We start from the raw sequence: 12,732 nt of genomic DNA on the forward strand, positions 1-12,732 counted from the left end.
CGGTCGCGCACGGGAAGACGGACACATGCCGTACCGCAGCCGCGCCACCCTCCAGCTCTGGCTCGAGGACTTCATGTCCGCGCGCGAGGACGGCGACCTCATCAAAGTCGTGATCCAGGACGATTCGTGGGGCGACGACGGCGGGCTGGTCGTCGTGCCGCTGCGCAACGCCTCGACCACGGTGTACGTGCGCCCGCCGATGGGCGAGGACTCCCGCTGGCGGGTCGTCTTCGAGCCGCAGCTCGACGAGGTCGCCCTCTCGGTCGAGGAGACGGCTGCCCTCGTGGCCGAGCTCGGGACGGCCGCCGAGCTGTGCGGCTACCTCGAGGTCCGCTCGGTCGCGCACAGCGAGGCCGCACCGTCGGCCTGAGGGGACCATGCGTCCGACCCGGATCTGCGAGGAACTCCCTCACCCATGCTTCCAGAAGGGCCTTCGACCGCGCGGGCACCGGTGCAGGACGATCTTCCACGACTGCACCATGCCATCTGGGCGAACCGTTCGGTCATTCCCATTCCCACGGCGTGGCCGGGATCGGCTCCCAGCTCGCGGCCGTCTGCTGCGTGGCGATACTCACGCTGCTGATCGAGGTGATGAGCAGGCGCACGTCGACGGCTTCCGGTGTCTGGAAGGTGACGAACTCCGCTCCGGATCTGGCAGCCGCGGCGACACTCCTCGCCAATTCGTCCACATCGGTGTCTTCCGCGAGCCGGAAGACGGCGCCATCGACGGCGATCGTCGTCTGGGGCTTCTCCGGCTCGGTCACCCGGCGACGATACCTCATTTCGCTAGACGACCTAGCGAAAACACCACTCTCCGGACTCTTCGGCGTTGATGCGCGCGAGCTCCCTCGGGCTGAACACCCATCGGCGGCGATCTCGCCCACCAGACCCTCGAGCGAGAGGTCGGTCTCGATCCCCCCGCGTTCGGCACCGTTCCTGCGGGACGGGTGTCAGGATGAGGCGCATGGAGCCGCTCGAAGGATCCCGATGGATCGTCACCGGTGCCGCAGGACTCATCGGTCGTGCGCTCCGCCAAGCTCTCCGGGACCGTGAGGTCCTGCTCGTGTCGACGGTCGAGTTGAGCGGGAGCACGGCGGCGGAGTTGGCGCTCATGGCGGAGCGGTTCGAGCTCGCCTGGATCGCGTGAAGGACGGCTCCAGCGGCGGCGGAGTCTCCAAACCTCTTCGTAAGACGCGGTAACGGCTCGTCACGGAACGTCCCGCACCGGACGGGCCGGTGCCCCGCGGGTTAGGAATGTGTCTCACCCACACACCCACAGCTCGCACGAAGGAACGCCGCACCATGTCCGACCAGCCCCAGCACCCACAGAACGACCTCCGAACGGCGGTCGCCGGAGAGAAGAAGCGCACTCGCGTCGTGCTCTCCGTCGCCATCGGAGTGGTCGCCGTCGCCGCCATCGTGGGCGGCGTCGTGCTCGCCACCAACGCGTTCCGCACTCCGGCGGCCGGCGCGGCCGGTGAGCCCGCCGCTGCGGCGGAGCCCCTCAGCGTCAAGATCGCCGTGTCCGAGGACAGCCCGTTCCAGGACGCCGTCAAGGAGGTCGCGGCCGAGAAGGGCCTCGACATCGAATGGGTCAACGTCGAGGACTGGGTTCTTCCGAACACCGAACTGGCGGCCGGTACGGTCGACGCCAATGCCTTCCAGCACATCCTCTACCTGAGCGCGTTCAACGCCGAGAACAACGAGGACCTGACTCCCGTCTTCTCGACCCTCATCACGCAGTGGGGCATCTTCTCGGCCTCCCTGGGCTCGGTCGAGGACGTGCCTGACGGCGCGAAGATCGCCATTCCGGACGACCCGTCCAACGGCGGCCGCGCGCTGAACATCCTCGAAGCAGCCGGCCTGATCGAGCTCTCGCAGGACAAGGGCGACTTCCCCTCGACCGATGACGTGACCGGCAATCCGAAGAACCTCCAGTTCGTGGAGATCGCGGCGACCTCGATCGCGCAGCAGTTCGACGACCCGAGCCTCGCGGCGGTCGTCGTGGGCACCTCCTACTTCGACCCCAGCCAGGGCATCACGACCGATGACGCACTGTTCCTCGACGACTCGCTTTCCGAGCAGAACCTCCCTTACGTGAATGTCATCGCGACGCGCGACGACAACAAGGACGACCCGGCGTGGGCGATCCTCAAGGAGGTCTACGCGGACGATCGTGTCGCGGACGCGAATGTCGAGGAGAACGCCGACACGACGGTGCTGGTCGACGTGCCCGTCGAGAAGCTCCGCGCCAAGCTGGCCGACCTCGAGGAGCAGGCAGCTTCTCAGTAAGCCGCTGCCGCACCATCCCTCTCGGGGCCGTGGCGGACGCTCGTCCGCCACGGCCCCCTCGACCGGAGAAGAGCACCCATGAGCACCGCCATATCCTTCGAGAACGTCTCCAAGTCCTTCACGGTGAAAGGACGGACCTTCACCGCCCTGAACGACGTCAGCCTCACGGTCGAAAGGGGCGAGATCTTCGGCATCGTCGGATTCTCCGGCGCCGGCAAGTCCACTCTCCTGCGCACCGTCAACGCTCTCGAGCGACCGACCAGCGGCCGCGTCGTTGTCGACGGTCGTGAGATCTCTGCGCTGTACGGCAAGGCGCTCTACGCCGCCCGGCAGCGCATCGGCATGGTGTTCCAGCAGTTCAACCTGCTGGAGTCGCGGAACGTCTACAAGAACATCGCCTACCCCCTGCGGCTCGCGGGGATCCCCGAGGATGAGACGCTGGACCGCGTCGAGGAGCTGCTTCGCTTCGTCGGGCTCACCGACAAGGCGTTGGCTTACCCGTCGCAGCTCTCCGGTGGACAGAAACAGCGCGTCGGCATCGCTCGCGCTCTGGCCACCCGGCCCGACGTCCTCATCTCGGACGAGGCGACCAGCGCCCTCGACCCCCAGACCACGGGCGAGGTCCTCGACCTCCTCCGCAGAGTCAACGAGGAGTACGGCGTGACGATCCTGCTCGTGACCCACGAGATCGACGTGATCCGGGAGATCGCCGACAAGGTGGCCGTCATGGAAGACGGAGAGGTCGTCGAGCACGGCAGCGTTTACGACGTCTTCTCCGCGCCGCGGCATCCCACGACCAGACGGTTCGTCTCGTCCGTCCTGCACCACCTACCGTCACCCGACGCGCTCGACAAGATCCGTGCCGTCCACCACGGTCGGCTCGTGCAGTTGCACGTCGAGGATCGGGACACCAATCACCCGTTCCTGTCTCAGGTCGCCCGTGACCACGGCGTCGACTTCAACGTCGTCTTCGGGGGCGTCGACGAACTGCAGGGACGCCTGTTCGGCAGCCTGACCGTCGAGCTGATCGGCGCCGATGAGGCAGTGGATGCCGCGATCGGCGGACTGCGGCGGACGACTTCCGTCACCGAGCTCGACGCACGTATACCGGAGGTGGCTCATGCGTGATTTCGACCCCGATGCCTTCTTCCCACGGCTGTGGGATGCCATCGCCGAGACCGGCCTCATGGTGACCGTCGCTTTCGCGGGCGCAGCCGTCATCGGAGTGTTGCTGGGGCTCCTGCTCTACGCGAGCCGCCCGGGCAACCTGCTGCAGAACCGATTCGTCTTCGGCGTGCTCAATTTCGTGATCAACGTGATCCGTCCGATCCCGTTCCTCATCGTCGCCATCGCGGTCATCCCGCTCACGCGCGTGATCTTCGGGACGGGCCTCGGCCCGCTCCCGCAGACGATCCCGCTCATCATCGTCGCGTGCGTCGCCATCGCCCGCGTCTCGGAGTCCAACCTCGTCGCAGTCAGTCCGGGATCGATCGAGGCGGGCGCGGCGATGGGGGCGAGCCCCGCGCGAGTGCTGTTCTCCATCGTCGTGCCGGAGGCGCTCGGCCCTCTCACCCTGGGCCTCACCTACATCCTCGTCGCGCTCGTCGACGCGACGGCGGTGGCGGGCGTCCTCGGGGGAGGCGGGCTCGGGTCGCTCGCGATGAACTACGGGTACCAGCGCTTCGACTGGATCTCGGTGGCGATCGTCGTCCTCGTCCTCATCGCCCTCGTCCAGGCGGCGCAGTTCCTCGGCAATGCGGTGGCTCGGAAGGTGATGCACCGATGACCCTCGCCTTCGATGAGTTCCTGGCACGCGTCGCCCCCGATGCGGCACGGCGGGAGCGTGACCGGTGTCTGCTGACGGAAGAACTCGCCGAGCTCCGCGGGATCGGCTTCGGCACGTGGCGAGTGCCGGCGGCCTTCGGCGGGTCGCCCCTGCGCCTCGAAGAACTGTTCGCCCGCCTCATCCGTCTCGCCGGCGCGGACGCGAGTCTCGGCCACGTCTGGCGTGGTCACATCGCCTTCGTGGAGTCGCTGCGACAGCAGCCGGCGGCCGTCGCGGCACCGTGGTTCGAACGCATTCTCTCGGGCGATTTCGTCGGCAACGCCCAGTCGGAGCGTCACGACACCGCTCGGCTCGAGACCCGCATCGATCGCTCCGCTGGTTCCCCTCTCCTTTCGGGCACGAAGTACTACACGACAGGGAGTATCTACGCCGACTGGATCCATCTCGCAGCGTTGGACGGTGACGAGCGGGTCGCCGTCACCGTGTCGGCGCACCACGACGGTGTGCGCTCGACCGACGATTGGGATGGCTTCGGTCAGGTGCTGACCGGCAGCGGCACGACCGTCTTCGACAGTGTGCCGGTCGGCGTGGACGGCATCCTTCCGCCCTCGAGTGATACCGCCGATTCGCGGTGGCATCACCTCGGATCGGTTCTCCAGCTGGCGCTCATCGCCGTCATCGCAGGAATCGCGCAGCGCGCTCTCGACGACACCGTCGCCTTCGTGACGCCGCGCCGTCGCACCTTCGGGTTCGCCGGCGAGACCCTGCCCCGGGAGGATCCGCTGGTCCAGCTCGTGGTGGGCGAACTCAGCGTCGCCGCAGCGACCGCGCGACGACTGGTGCTGTCGGTCGCCGCCGACCTCGAGGACGCCTCGGAGTCGCGCGCCACCGTCGAGCGCATGCGCGACATCCAATTCGACGTGTTCCGACTACAGGAGCTCGTCCCCCGGCTCGTGCTCGATGCGACGACCCGTCTGTTCGAGGTCGGCGGAGCCTCGGCGGTCGGCAACGGCTACGCGCTCGACCGTCACTGGCGCAACGTCCGCACGATCGCGTCCCACAACCCGGTCATCCAGCGGACCCGTGCGCTCGGACAGTTCGCGCTGACCGGCGATCTTCCCGACTGGCAGGCGCCCGCTGCGGACCGCTCGGAGGTATCCCGATGACCCTTCCCTCGATCACGCTCGGCGACGGGCTCATCGTTCCCGCGCAGGGCTTCGGGACGATGTCGCTCACACACGCCTACGGGCCGGCGGATGAGCAGGAGTCGATCGCCACACTTCACGCCGCTATCGACGTGGGGGCGTCCCTCATCGACACTGCCGACATCTACGGCAACGGCGCGAACGAGGAGCTCGTCGGACGTGTGGTCCGCGCCCGCCGCGACGAGGTCGTCCTCGCCTCGAAGTTCGGCTTCCTGCCCGACCCGGATGCCGACGGTCTGCGGGTCCGCGGAGATAGGCCTTACGTCCGCGCGGCCGTGCAGCGGAGCCTCCGGAGGCTCGGTGTGGAGCGCATCGACCTGTACTACTACCACCGGGTCGACCCGCGGGTGCCGATCGAGGACACCGTGGGCGCGATGGCGGAGCTCGTCGATGACGGACTGATCGGTCACATCGGCTTGAGTGAGGCGACGGCTGCGGAGCTCGCGCGCGCACACGCCGTGCACCCCATCGCGGCCGTGCAGAGTGAATGGTCGATCTGGAGCCGGGATGTCGAGGATCACGTCATCCCTACGGCGGTGGACAGGGGAGTGGGCTTCGTGGCGTACTCGCCGCTCGGGCGAGGTTTCCTGACCGGGGCCGTCAGCGCGGATGCGCCGCCGGATCCGACCGACAGCCGTCGCAACTTTCCGCGTTTCGACGCGGAACGTCTCCGCTCGAACGAGGTGATCGCCGATGCGGTGCGTCGACTCGCGGACGACGAGGGAGTGAGCCCCGCCCGGCTTGCATTGGCCTGGCTGTACGACCGGGCGGATGCGCTTGGTGTGACGCTCGCGGCGATTCCCGGCACGCGTCGCGCCGACCGGGTCCGGGAGAACATCTCCGCGCTCGGGTACCGCCCGTCCACCGACACGGTCGTAGAGCTCGATCGCCTCGCGGCGCTGGTGCACGGGGATCGGGCGCGCGATCCGCTCACGATCTCGCAGGGGCGCGAGCGGACCGCTGGCGCATGAGTCGCACCAGAGATGCCGTCCGGAGGTTCAGCGCCGTCTTCGACGAGGTGGGCCGGGAGGCCGTCACCCGCGAACGCGACCGGCGACTCCCGCACGCCGAGGTGGCTGCGCTGCGCGAGGCGGGGTTCACGAGAGTGACGCTGCCCGAGGAGTTCGGAGGGGGCGGCGAAGCGCCTTCCGTGCTGTTCGAGCTCCTCGCCGAGTTGGCTCGTCGCGACCCGAACCTCGCTCAGTTGTTCCGCTCGCATTTCTCGTTCGTCGATCGCACGGTGCTCGCCCCGCCGTCATCGCAACGCACCCGCCGTCTCGAACTGATCTCGTCGGGAGCGATCGTCGGCAACGCCAGTCATGAACGGTCGACGGCGAAGGTGGGGACTCTCACCACGACGCTCGCAGACTCGCCGGACGGTCTCGTGCTGGACGGCACGAAGTACTACAGCACCGGCACCCTGTTCGCAGACCTCGTGTCCGTCGCCGCCCAGGATGAAGACGGTGCTCTCGTGTCGGCGCTGGTCCCGACGAACGCGTCGGGCGTCGAGGTCATCGACGATTGGACGGGATTCGGCCAGCGCATGACCGGGAGCGGTACGACGATCTTCCGCGCCGTCGCCGTGGCGGAGGATGCCGTCACGCGCCGGCTGCTCGGCGGACCCTCGCACGGCGGGGCATTCGTGCAGTTGGTCCTGCTCGCGACGGTCGCGGGCATCGGTCGGGCGATCGTCGACGACGCCGTCCGGTTCGTGCAGACCCGCACCCGGACCTTCAGCCACGGCTCGGCGCCGACGGCCCGCGAAGACCCGATCGTGCAGGAGACCGTCGGCAGGCTGTCCGCTCTCGCCTTCGCGGCCGACGCGGCGCTCGCCGCCGCCGCCGCGGGCGTGGACGCGTCGACCGAGGCTCAGCGGAGCGGTGCGTCGGGAGAAGAGCTGCGTGCGATCATCGAGCCCGTCGAGGCATCCACCACTCGTGCACAAATCGTCATCCTTCCATCGGTCCTCGACGCCGCCACTCTTCTCTTCGAGGTGGGTGGCGCGAGCGCGGTCGACACGGGGCTCGCCCTCGACAGGCACTGGCGCAATGCCCGGACGATCGCGTCGCACAACCCCACCCCCTTCAAAGCCAGAGCCCTCGGCGATCTCCTCCTCAACGGCATCCCCGTCCCGGGATGGTGGAGCACCGGTGAGGCATGAGGCGAACCCGGAAAGGCATCGAATGACCGAGCCCAAGAAGCTCATCCTGAACCTGTTCGAGATGAACACGGTGAGCCACATCACGCACGGTCTCTGGTCATTGCCGGAGAACAATCGGCACCGTTTCAACGACATCTCGTACTGGCTCGAACTCGCTCAGATCCTCGAGCACGGTGGGTTCGACGGTGTGTTCCTGGCCGACGTGATCGGAGCGTACGACGTGTTCCGCGGCGGCCCCGAGACGGCGATCCGCGAGGGACTCCAGATCCCGTCGAACGACCCGCTTCTGGTCATCCCCGCCATGGCGGCGGTCACGGAGAGGCTCGGGTTCGGGGTGACGTTCTCGACGAGCTACGAGCCGCCGTTCGCCTTCGCGCGCCGCATGTCCACCCTGGATCACCTCACCGGAGGGCGGGTCGGGTGGAACGTGGTCACCTCGTACCTCCCGAACGCCGCGCGCAATTTCGGTCTCGCCGACGAGATCCCGCACGACCGCCGCTACGCCATCGCCGACGAGTTCCTCGACGTCGTCTACAAGCTCTGGGAAGGGTCGTGGGATGACGACGCCGTCGTCGCCGACGCGGTCGGGAAGACGTACACCGATCCCTCGAAGGTGCGCTACATCGACCATGTCGGCGAGAACTTCCGTGTCGCCGGTCCCCACCTGAGTCAGCCTTCCCCGCAGCGGACCCCGGTTCTGTATCAGGCGACCGGGTCGCCGGCGGGCATCGCCTTCGCCGGTCGTCACGCCGAGCTCGTCTTCACCGGCGGGCGGTCGACAGCGGACTTCATCCAGAATGCCGAGCGGATGCGGGAGGCCGCCGCGCGTCACGGGCGCACGGCAGACGACCTCAAGTTCATCGTGCAGGCGGGCGTCGTCGTGGGGCGCACGGAAGCGGAAGCGTCGGACAAGTGGCGCACCTATCGCGAGCAGACCAGCCTGGAAGGCATCCTCGCCCACGCCGGGTTCCCCTTCGATCCGACGGTGTTCCCGCGGGAGACCCTCGTTCGCGATGCCCTCGCGCAGGCCGGCGTCGCCGAGAAGGCGGTGCCGAGCGCGGGCCCCGACACGACGATCGGTCAGCTCATCGACGGGATCGCAGGCGGACGGGAGGGCCGGTTCTTCGTCGTCGGGACGCCGGGCGTCGTCGCCGACGAGATCGAGCGGTGGCTGGACGAGGACGGTGTCGACGGGATCAACCTGCGCCAGTACCACTCCTTCGACACGGCCCGCGACTTCGCCGAGCTCGTCGTCCCCGAGCTGCGCGCGCGCGGGCGTCTGCTCGAGGGCGGGCCGACCCTCCGGGAGCGTCTGTTCGGCCGGGGACCGCGACTGCCCGAGAATCACATCGCCGCGCGCTACCGCGGTGGAGCGAACTTGACCGTCCCGATGCCTCCCCTCTTCGGCTGAGAAGAGCGTCCGCACGCCTGGGCTGGCAGCGCGTGTGAATGAATATGACGAACCTCTACCTCGTGTTTCACGTGCCCGTTCTGGGTCGGCGCAACGCCTGGACGATGGGAGGATGTCGCACCTGGTCACTGTCGAGGAGCTCGCCACCGAGCTGTCCTCCGGTGCGCCCCTGCGTCTGCTGGACGTGCGGTGGCGGCTGAATGAGCCCGAGGGTCGTCCGGCGTACTTGAGCAGCCACGTTCCTGGGGCCGTGTACGTGGACCTCGAGCGCGAGCTCTCACGACCCGGACACCCGGAGGAGGGTCGCTACCCGCTGCCGGACAGGGCGCAGCTCGAGCAGACGGCCCGCCGCTGGGGGATCAGCGACGGTGACCGTGTCGTCGTGTATGACGACAACGACGGGGTGGCGGCGGCCCGTGCCTGGTGGCTTCTCCGTGGACACGGGCTGCACGTACGACTCCTGAACGGCGGCTTCCCCGCATGGCTGCACTCAGGGAATCGGCTCGCACGCGGCGACCACATCTCCACTTCGGGAGATGTGACCCTCAGCGCTTCATCCCTCCGTGCAGTCTCGATCGACGAGGTCGCGAGCGCCGAGCGCCCGGGATTCCTCGTCGACGTCCGCGCGCCGCAGCAATATCGAGGTCAGGTCCCCGGCCTCGAGGCCGACGCCGGGCACATTCCGGGTGCCATCAACATCCCCACGGTGACGCACATCGACTCGCGCGGGCGTCTCCTGCCGCCGGAGCGCATCCGCGAGACGCTGAGGTCCCACGGCCTGGAGCCGGGCGCTCCCGTCACCGTCTACTGCAACAACGGGATCGCTTCGGCCCACTCGGCGCTCGCGTTCGAGTCGGCCGGGTATCAGCCGCAGCTCTATGCCGGCGGGTGGAGCCAGTGGAGCCGATCACCTGGGCGTCCGATCGCCATCGGACGCACTCCTGCCGACGTCATCGTGGCGGCGTGACACTCGACATGCGTTGATCGAGCCGTGGCCGCTCGATGAGCATCTGCTCAGTCTCGACGCCACGCTGCGCCCAGGGAGGACGTGCGAGGGATGAGTCGCGGCTCGAGGGTCACCGTCCGGTTCCGGTGGGTCGGGTTCTCGATGCGCTCCAGCAAGAGGTCCGCCGCCGCTGACCCATCTCTTCACCTGGCTGGGCGACCGTCGAGATCGGCACGGCGCTTTCGGAAGCGAAGTGGTTGTTGTCGTAGCCGGTGACGGCGATGTCTTCGGGCACCGAGCTTCGCGACTTCGCGTCCGTGACGGATGTTGAGACCCCGGGTTTCGATGACGTCGAGCGTGGCACCGGGAACGTTGGCGACAGCTTCCCTCGCACCGTCAAGACGAGAGGAGACCGCCGACAAGAAGAGAGGTCCACCTGTGAACAGCAGTCGCCGTCGGCCGAGAGCGAGGAGATGCTCCGCCGCCAGGCGTCCGCCGTGATGCCAACATCGCTCTGAAGCCGGAGTCCGAAGCCCAGGGATACCCTCTCGCCTTGCGGCGAGGGTTCGTCACGCTTCTGTGGCGGGGACGGGGCGCTGCACAGGTGTGCATTTCGCTCGATGGCGGCATTTACCGTCGTAGATTGGCGGTCGCGCAGCGGGAATGAGCCCGCTGCTCAGGACGGATCCGATGGCGGATCCGCGTGTGAAGGAGCACTCCTCGATGAGGCGACAAACTTTCCGGCGTAACGGCTTTTGGCTGGCCATCTCTTTGGTTCTGATGCTGGTATCCAGCATTGGTGCCTCGCTCGTGCAGACCGTCGGCGGTAGCGTCGCCGTTGAGGACATGCGCTGGGAGGCTGCATCGGGCCGCGAGATGAGCGCCCTGTTGTTCAAGCCGGCTTCCGTCTCGGCCGAGAGTCCGCGCCCGGCGATCGTGGTCAGCCACGGCTGGTGGAACAACCGTGAGATGCAGGACGCCAACTACGTCGAGCTCGCCCGGCGCGGGTACGTCGTGCTGTCGATCGACATGTACGGGCACGGCAATTCGGACCCGCTCCCTGCGGGACAGGAGGCCGTCGGTGGCACCGGTATGTACGACGCCGTGAAGCTCATCGCGGACTTGCCCTACGTCGACCCGAGCCGGATCGGCGTGACCGGTCACTCGAACGGGGCGCGTGCGGCGAACTTCTCGGTCGCCCTCGACAACGAAGCCGAGACGCCCCTCATCGCCTCGGTGCTGCTCGTCGACAACGACCCCGTGTACGTCGACGACGCGGGTGCGTTCACGAACGTCTACGGAAGTCGCGACACCGGCGTCATCCAAGCGCAGTACGACGAGTTTTTCTTCCGCAGCTACGACGCCGAGGGCAACGCACTGACCCCGCCGCGCGAGTACCTCTCCACCCCCAACGCGCAGTCGTTCCTGCACTTCGGGCAGGACCCGTCCGAGGCGACAGATGTGCGCGAGGCAGGCCAGGTCTACACCCAGGCCGTCGACGGTGCCGAGGCGATGCGCGTCATCTGGTCTCTGCCGCAGACGCACCCGTGGTCGACGATCTCGAGCACGGCGGTGGGGCACCTGGTCGACTTCTTCGACGAGTCCCTCGGCGCACCCAACTCGCTGCCGGCGGGAAACCAGAACTGGCAGCTCAAGGAAGTCCTCACGACCTTCGGTCTCATCGGCTTCGGCATCTTCCTCGTCGCGTTCACGCGTGCGCTGCTGGCGACCCGGGCCTTCGCGGGACTGCGCGTCTCCGAGCCGATCGCGGCAGTGGCGACCACGCGCCGCGGGCTGGTCTGGTTCTGGGGAGGGCTGGTCGTCACGACGGTTTTCTCAATTCTCAGCTACGTGCTCCTCAGCCAGGCGGAGTGGGCCGGCGCGATCGCCTTCGGTTCGGTGAACCTCATCGCCCCCGGTGTCCCGTGGTTCATCGGCATCTGGGCTGCGATCAACGGTGTCGCCGGCCTGGCGATCATGGTCGTCTCGTACCTGCTGTTCGGGCGACGCAGCGGTCAGGACCTGCGGGCCGTGGGCGTCATTCCAGGCTGGCGTCGCTTCGGGCTCGGAGTGGCGCTCGCGCTGACGACGACCGTCGCCGGGTTCGGCATCGTCTTCGTGCTGGACTACTTCCTCAAGACCGACTTCCGGTTCTGGGTCCTCGCCGTGAAGGCTTTCAACCCCGAGATGATCGGGTACTCCCTGATCGTCCTGCCGCTGTTCCTCGTCTACTTCGTAGCGAACTCGGTGGCGATCAACTCATTCAACCGATTCACGCTTCGGGGACGGGAATGGATGAACACGGCCCTGCTGGCGCTGTTCAACTCGCTCGGACCGATCGTGCTCATCGTCGCGCAGTACACGACGTTCTTCATCACCGGTGAGACGATCGACGGCTTCGGCGGCATCTTCAGCATCTGGCTGTTCCCGGTCGTCGTCATCCTGGCCGTCGCTGCGGTCATCAGTCGAAAGATCTATCGGGAGACGAACAACCCTTACATCGCCGGTTTCCTCAATGCCGCGGTCGTCACGGTCATCAGTGTCACGAACTCGCTCGTGATCGCATACTGACCGGAGTGTGTGGGTCGGCCCGCCTCGAGGCGGGCCGACCCACGCCGAATCCCGTGTCGCCTCACGTCGGACAGCCCAAGGGGTGTGCCCTCAGCCCGCGACGGAGCATCGGCACGCTGACGAACAGAACGGCTTCAGCGCGTCGAGGGATCGTGCCATAGCGGAAATCAACCAGTAAGTTCTCTCTAGTGTCGGAGCCCCGGACCTAGGCGGAGCGGCGTCAGCGCGACGGCGGCTCTCCGAATTGTTCAGCCACGGTGTCACATAGGGCATGTCTGACAATTGCCGGGTCCAGGCGATGACGGCGTTGAGGATGACAGCGGCCCGGTAGGTGATTGCGAGTTTGTCGTAGCGGGTGGC

Annotated in this window: 13 protein-coding genes and 1 pseudogene; 11 read left to right on the plus strand and 3 right to left on the minus strand. The window is 67.5% G+C overall.

Features of this window, described 5'->3' with window-relative positions:
- The first annotated feature begins 25 nt into the window (after positions 1 to 25).
- Complete coding sequence (locus tag ACPEH2_RS08375) at positions 26 to 370, plus strand: hypothetical protein (protein ID WP_217528634.1); 345 nt, start codon at positions 26 to 28, stop codon at positions 368 to 370.
- Positions 371 to 503: 133 nt separating this feature from the next.
- Here ACPEH2_RS08375 and ACPEH2_RS08380 read toward each other — a convergent pair whose 3' ends face one another.
- Positions 504 to 764 (minus strand): hypothetical protein, encoded by a 261-nt coding sequence (locus ACPEH2_RS08380; RefSeq protein WP_311861146.1) that lies wholly within the window; start codon positions 762 to 764, stop codon positions 504 to 506.
- A 200-nt stretch (positions 765 to 964) separates the two neighbouring features.
- Here ACPEH2_RS08380 and ACPEH2_RS08385 point away from each other — a divergent pair, with 200 nt between their 5' ends.
- The 9 genes from ACPEH2_RS08385 to ACPEH2_RS08425 all read left to right on the plus strand — a co-directional run bounded on the left by ACPEH2_RS08385 (position 965) and on the right by ACPEH2_RS08425 (position 9,822).
- Positions 965 to 1,147 (plus strand): hypothetical protein, encoded by a 183-nt coding sequence (locus tag ACPEH2_RS08385; protein WP_359918621.1) that lies wholly within the window; start codon positions 965 to 967, stop codon positions 1,145 to 1,147.
- Between the two features lie 155 nt (positions 1,148 to 1,302).
- Positions 1,303 to 2,292, plus strand: coding sequence for a MetQ/NlpA family ABC transporter substrate-binding protein (locus ACPEH2_RS08390; RefSeq protein WP_359918623.1), 990 nt, complete (start codon positions 1,303 to 1,305; stop codon positions 2,290 to 2,292).
- Positions 2,293 to 2,370: 78 nt separating this feature from the next.
- Positions 2,371 to 3,420 (plus strand): methionine ABC transporter ATP-binding protein, encoded by a 1,050-nt coding sequence (locus tag ACPEH2_RS08395; protein WP_359918625.1) that lies wholly within the window; start codon positions 2,371 to 2,373, stop codon positions 3,418 to 3,420.
- A complete protein-coding gene (locus ACPEH2_RS08400) occupies positions 3,413 to 4,078 on the plus strand; it encodes a methionine ABC transporter permease (protein ID WP_217528626.1) in 666 nt (221 codons plus the stop codon). Before ACPEH2_RS08395 ends, ACPEH2_RS08400 begins: the two co-directional genes overlap by 8 nt.
- Entirely contained in the window at positions 4,075 to 5,244 is a 1,170-nt protein-coding gene (locus tag ACPEH2_RS08405) for an acyl-CoA dehydrogenase family protein (protein WP_359918626.1), read from the plus strand. Before ACPEH2_RS08400 ends, ACPEH2_RS08405 begins: the two co-directional genes overlap by 4 nt.
- Positions 5,241 to 6,254 carry an aldo/keto reductase gene (locus ACPEH2_RS08410; protein ID WP_359918627.1) on the plus strand — a complete coding sequence of 338 codons (1,014 nt, stop codon included), beginning with the start codon at positions 5,241 to 5,243 and terminating at the stop codon, positions 6,252 to 6,254. Before ACPEH2_RS08405 ends, ACPEH2_RS08410 begins: the two co-directional genes overlap by 4 nt.
- Positions 6,251 to 7,444, plus strand: coding sequence for an acyl-CoA dehydrogenase family protein (locus tag ACPEH2_RS08415; RefSeq protein ID WP_359918628.1), 1,194 nt, complete (start codon positions 6,251 to 6,253; stop codon positions 7,442 to 7,444). Before ACPEH2_RS08410 ends, ACPEH2_RS08415 begins: the two co-directional genes overlap by 4 nt.
- A gap of 22 nt (positions 7,445 to 7,466) precedes the next feature.
- Positions 7,467 to 8,855: an NtaA/DmoA family FMN-dependent monooxygenase gene (locus ACPEH2_RS08420; protein ID WP_359918629.1), complete on the plus strand. Its 1,389-nt coding sequence runs from the start codon at positions 7,467 to 7,469 to the stop codon at positions 8,853 to 8,855.
- A 112-nt stretch (positions 8,856 to 8,967) separates the two neighbouring features.
- Complete coding sequence (locus ACPEH2_RS08425) at positions 8,968 to 9,822, plus strand: sulfurtransferase (RefSeq protein ID WP_359918630.1); 855 nt, start codon at positions 8,968 to 8,970, stop codon at positions 9,820 to 9,822.
- Between the two features lie 109 nt (positions 9,823 to 9,931).
- Here ACPEH2_RS08425 and ACPEH2_RS08430 read toward each other — a convergent pair whose 3' ends face one another.
- Positions 9,932 to 10,237 carry a substrate-binding domain-containing protein gene (locus tag ACPEH2_RS08430; RefSeq protein ID WP_359918632.1) on the minus strand — a complete coding sequence of 102 codons (306 nt, stop codon included), beginning with the start codon at positions 10,235 to 10,237 and terminating at the stop codon, positions 9,932 to 9,934.
- Between the two features lie 410 nt (positions 10,238 to 10,647).
- Here ACPEH2_RS08430 and ACPEH2_RS08435 point away from each other — a divergent pair, with 410 nt between their 5' ends.
- On the plus strand, positions 10,648 to 12,372 hold the full coding sequence (locus ACPEH2_RS08435) for an alpha/beta hydrolase family protein (RefSeq protein ID WP_423718571.1): 1,725 nt from the start codon (positions 10,648 to 10,650) through the stop codon (positions 12,370 to 12,372).
- 267 nt (positions 12,373 to 12,639) lie between these two features.
- Here the strand turns inward: ACPEH2_RS08435 and ACPEH2_RS08440 are convergent.
- Positions 12,640 to 12,732, minus strand: a pseudogene (locus tag ACPEH2_RS08440) (IS5/IS1182 family transposase); the annotation flags it as partial.

The sequence above is a fragment of the Microbacterium sp. NPDC064942 genome (genome assembly GCF_049545525.1).
GTDB classification, from domain to species: Bacteria; Actinomycetota; Actinomycetes; order Actinomycetales; family Microbacteriaceae; genus Microbacterium; species Microbacterium gawkjiense.

Coding starts and splice junctions, on each gene's coding strand:
- ACPEH2_RS08435 (WP_423718571.1), top strand. CDS start 10,648: ATGCGCTGGGAGGCTGCATCGGGCCGCGAGATGAGCGCCCTGTTGTTC.
- ACPEH2_RS08405 (WP_359918626.1), top strand. CDS start 4,075: ATGACCCTCGCCTTCGATGAGTTCCTGGCACGCGTCGCCCCCGATGCG.
- ACPEH2_RS08390 (WP_359918623.1), top strand. CDS start 1,303: ATGTCCGACCAGCCCCAGCACCCACAGAACGACCTCCGAACGGCGGTC.
- ACPEH2_RS08425 (WP_359918630.1), top strand. CDS start 8,968: ATGTCGCACCTGGTCACTGTCGAGGAGCTCGCCACCGAGCTGTCCTCC.
- ACPEH2_RS08420 (WP_359918629.1), top strand. CDS start 7,467: ATGACCGAGCCCAAGAAGCTCATCCTGAACCTGTTCGAGATGAACACG.
- ACPEH2_RS08395 (WP_359918625.1), top strand. CDS start 2,371: ATGAGCACCGCCATATCCTTCGAGAACGTCTCCAAGTCCTTCACGGTG.
- ACPEH2_RS08400 (WP_217528626.1), top strand. CDS start 3,413: ATGCGTGATTTCGACCCCGATGCCTTCTTCCCACGGCTGTGGGATGCC.
- ACPEH2_RS08375 (WP_217528634.1), top strand. CDS start 26: ATGCCGTACCGCAGCCGCGCCACCCTCCAGCTCTGGCTCGAGGACTTC.
- ACPEH2_RS08385 (WP_359918621.1), top strand. CDS start 965: ATGGAGCCGCTCGAAGGATCCCGATGGATCGTCACCGGTGCCGCAGGA.
- ACPEH2_RS08410 (WP_359918627.1), top strand. CDS start 5,241: ATGACCCTTCCCTCGATCACGCTCGGCGACGGGCTCATCGTTCCCGCG.
- ACPEH2_RS08415 (WP_359918628.1), top strand. CDS start 6,251: ATGAGTCGCACCAGAGATGCCGTCCGGAGGTTCAGCGCCGTCTTCGAC.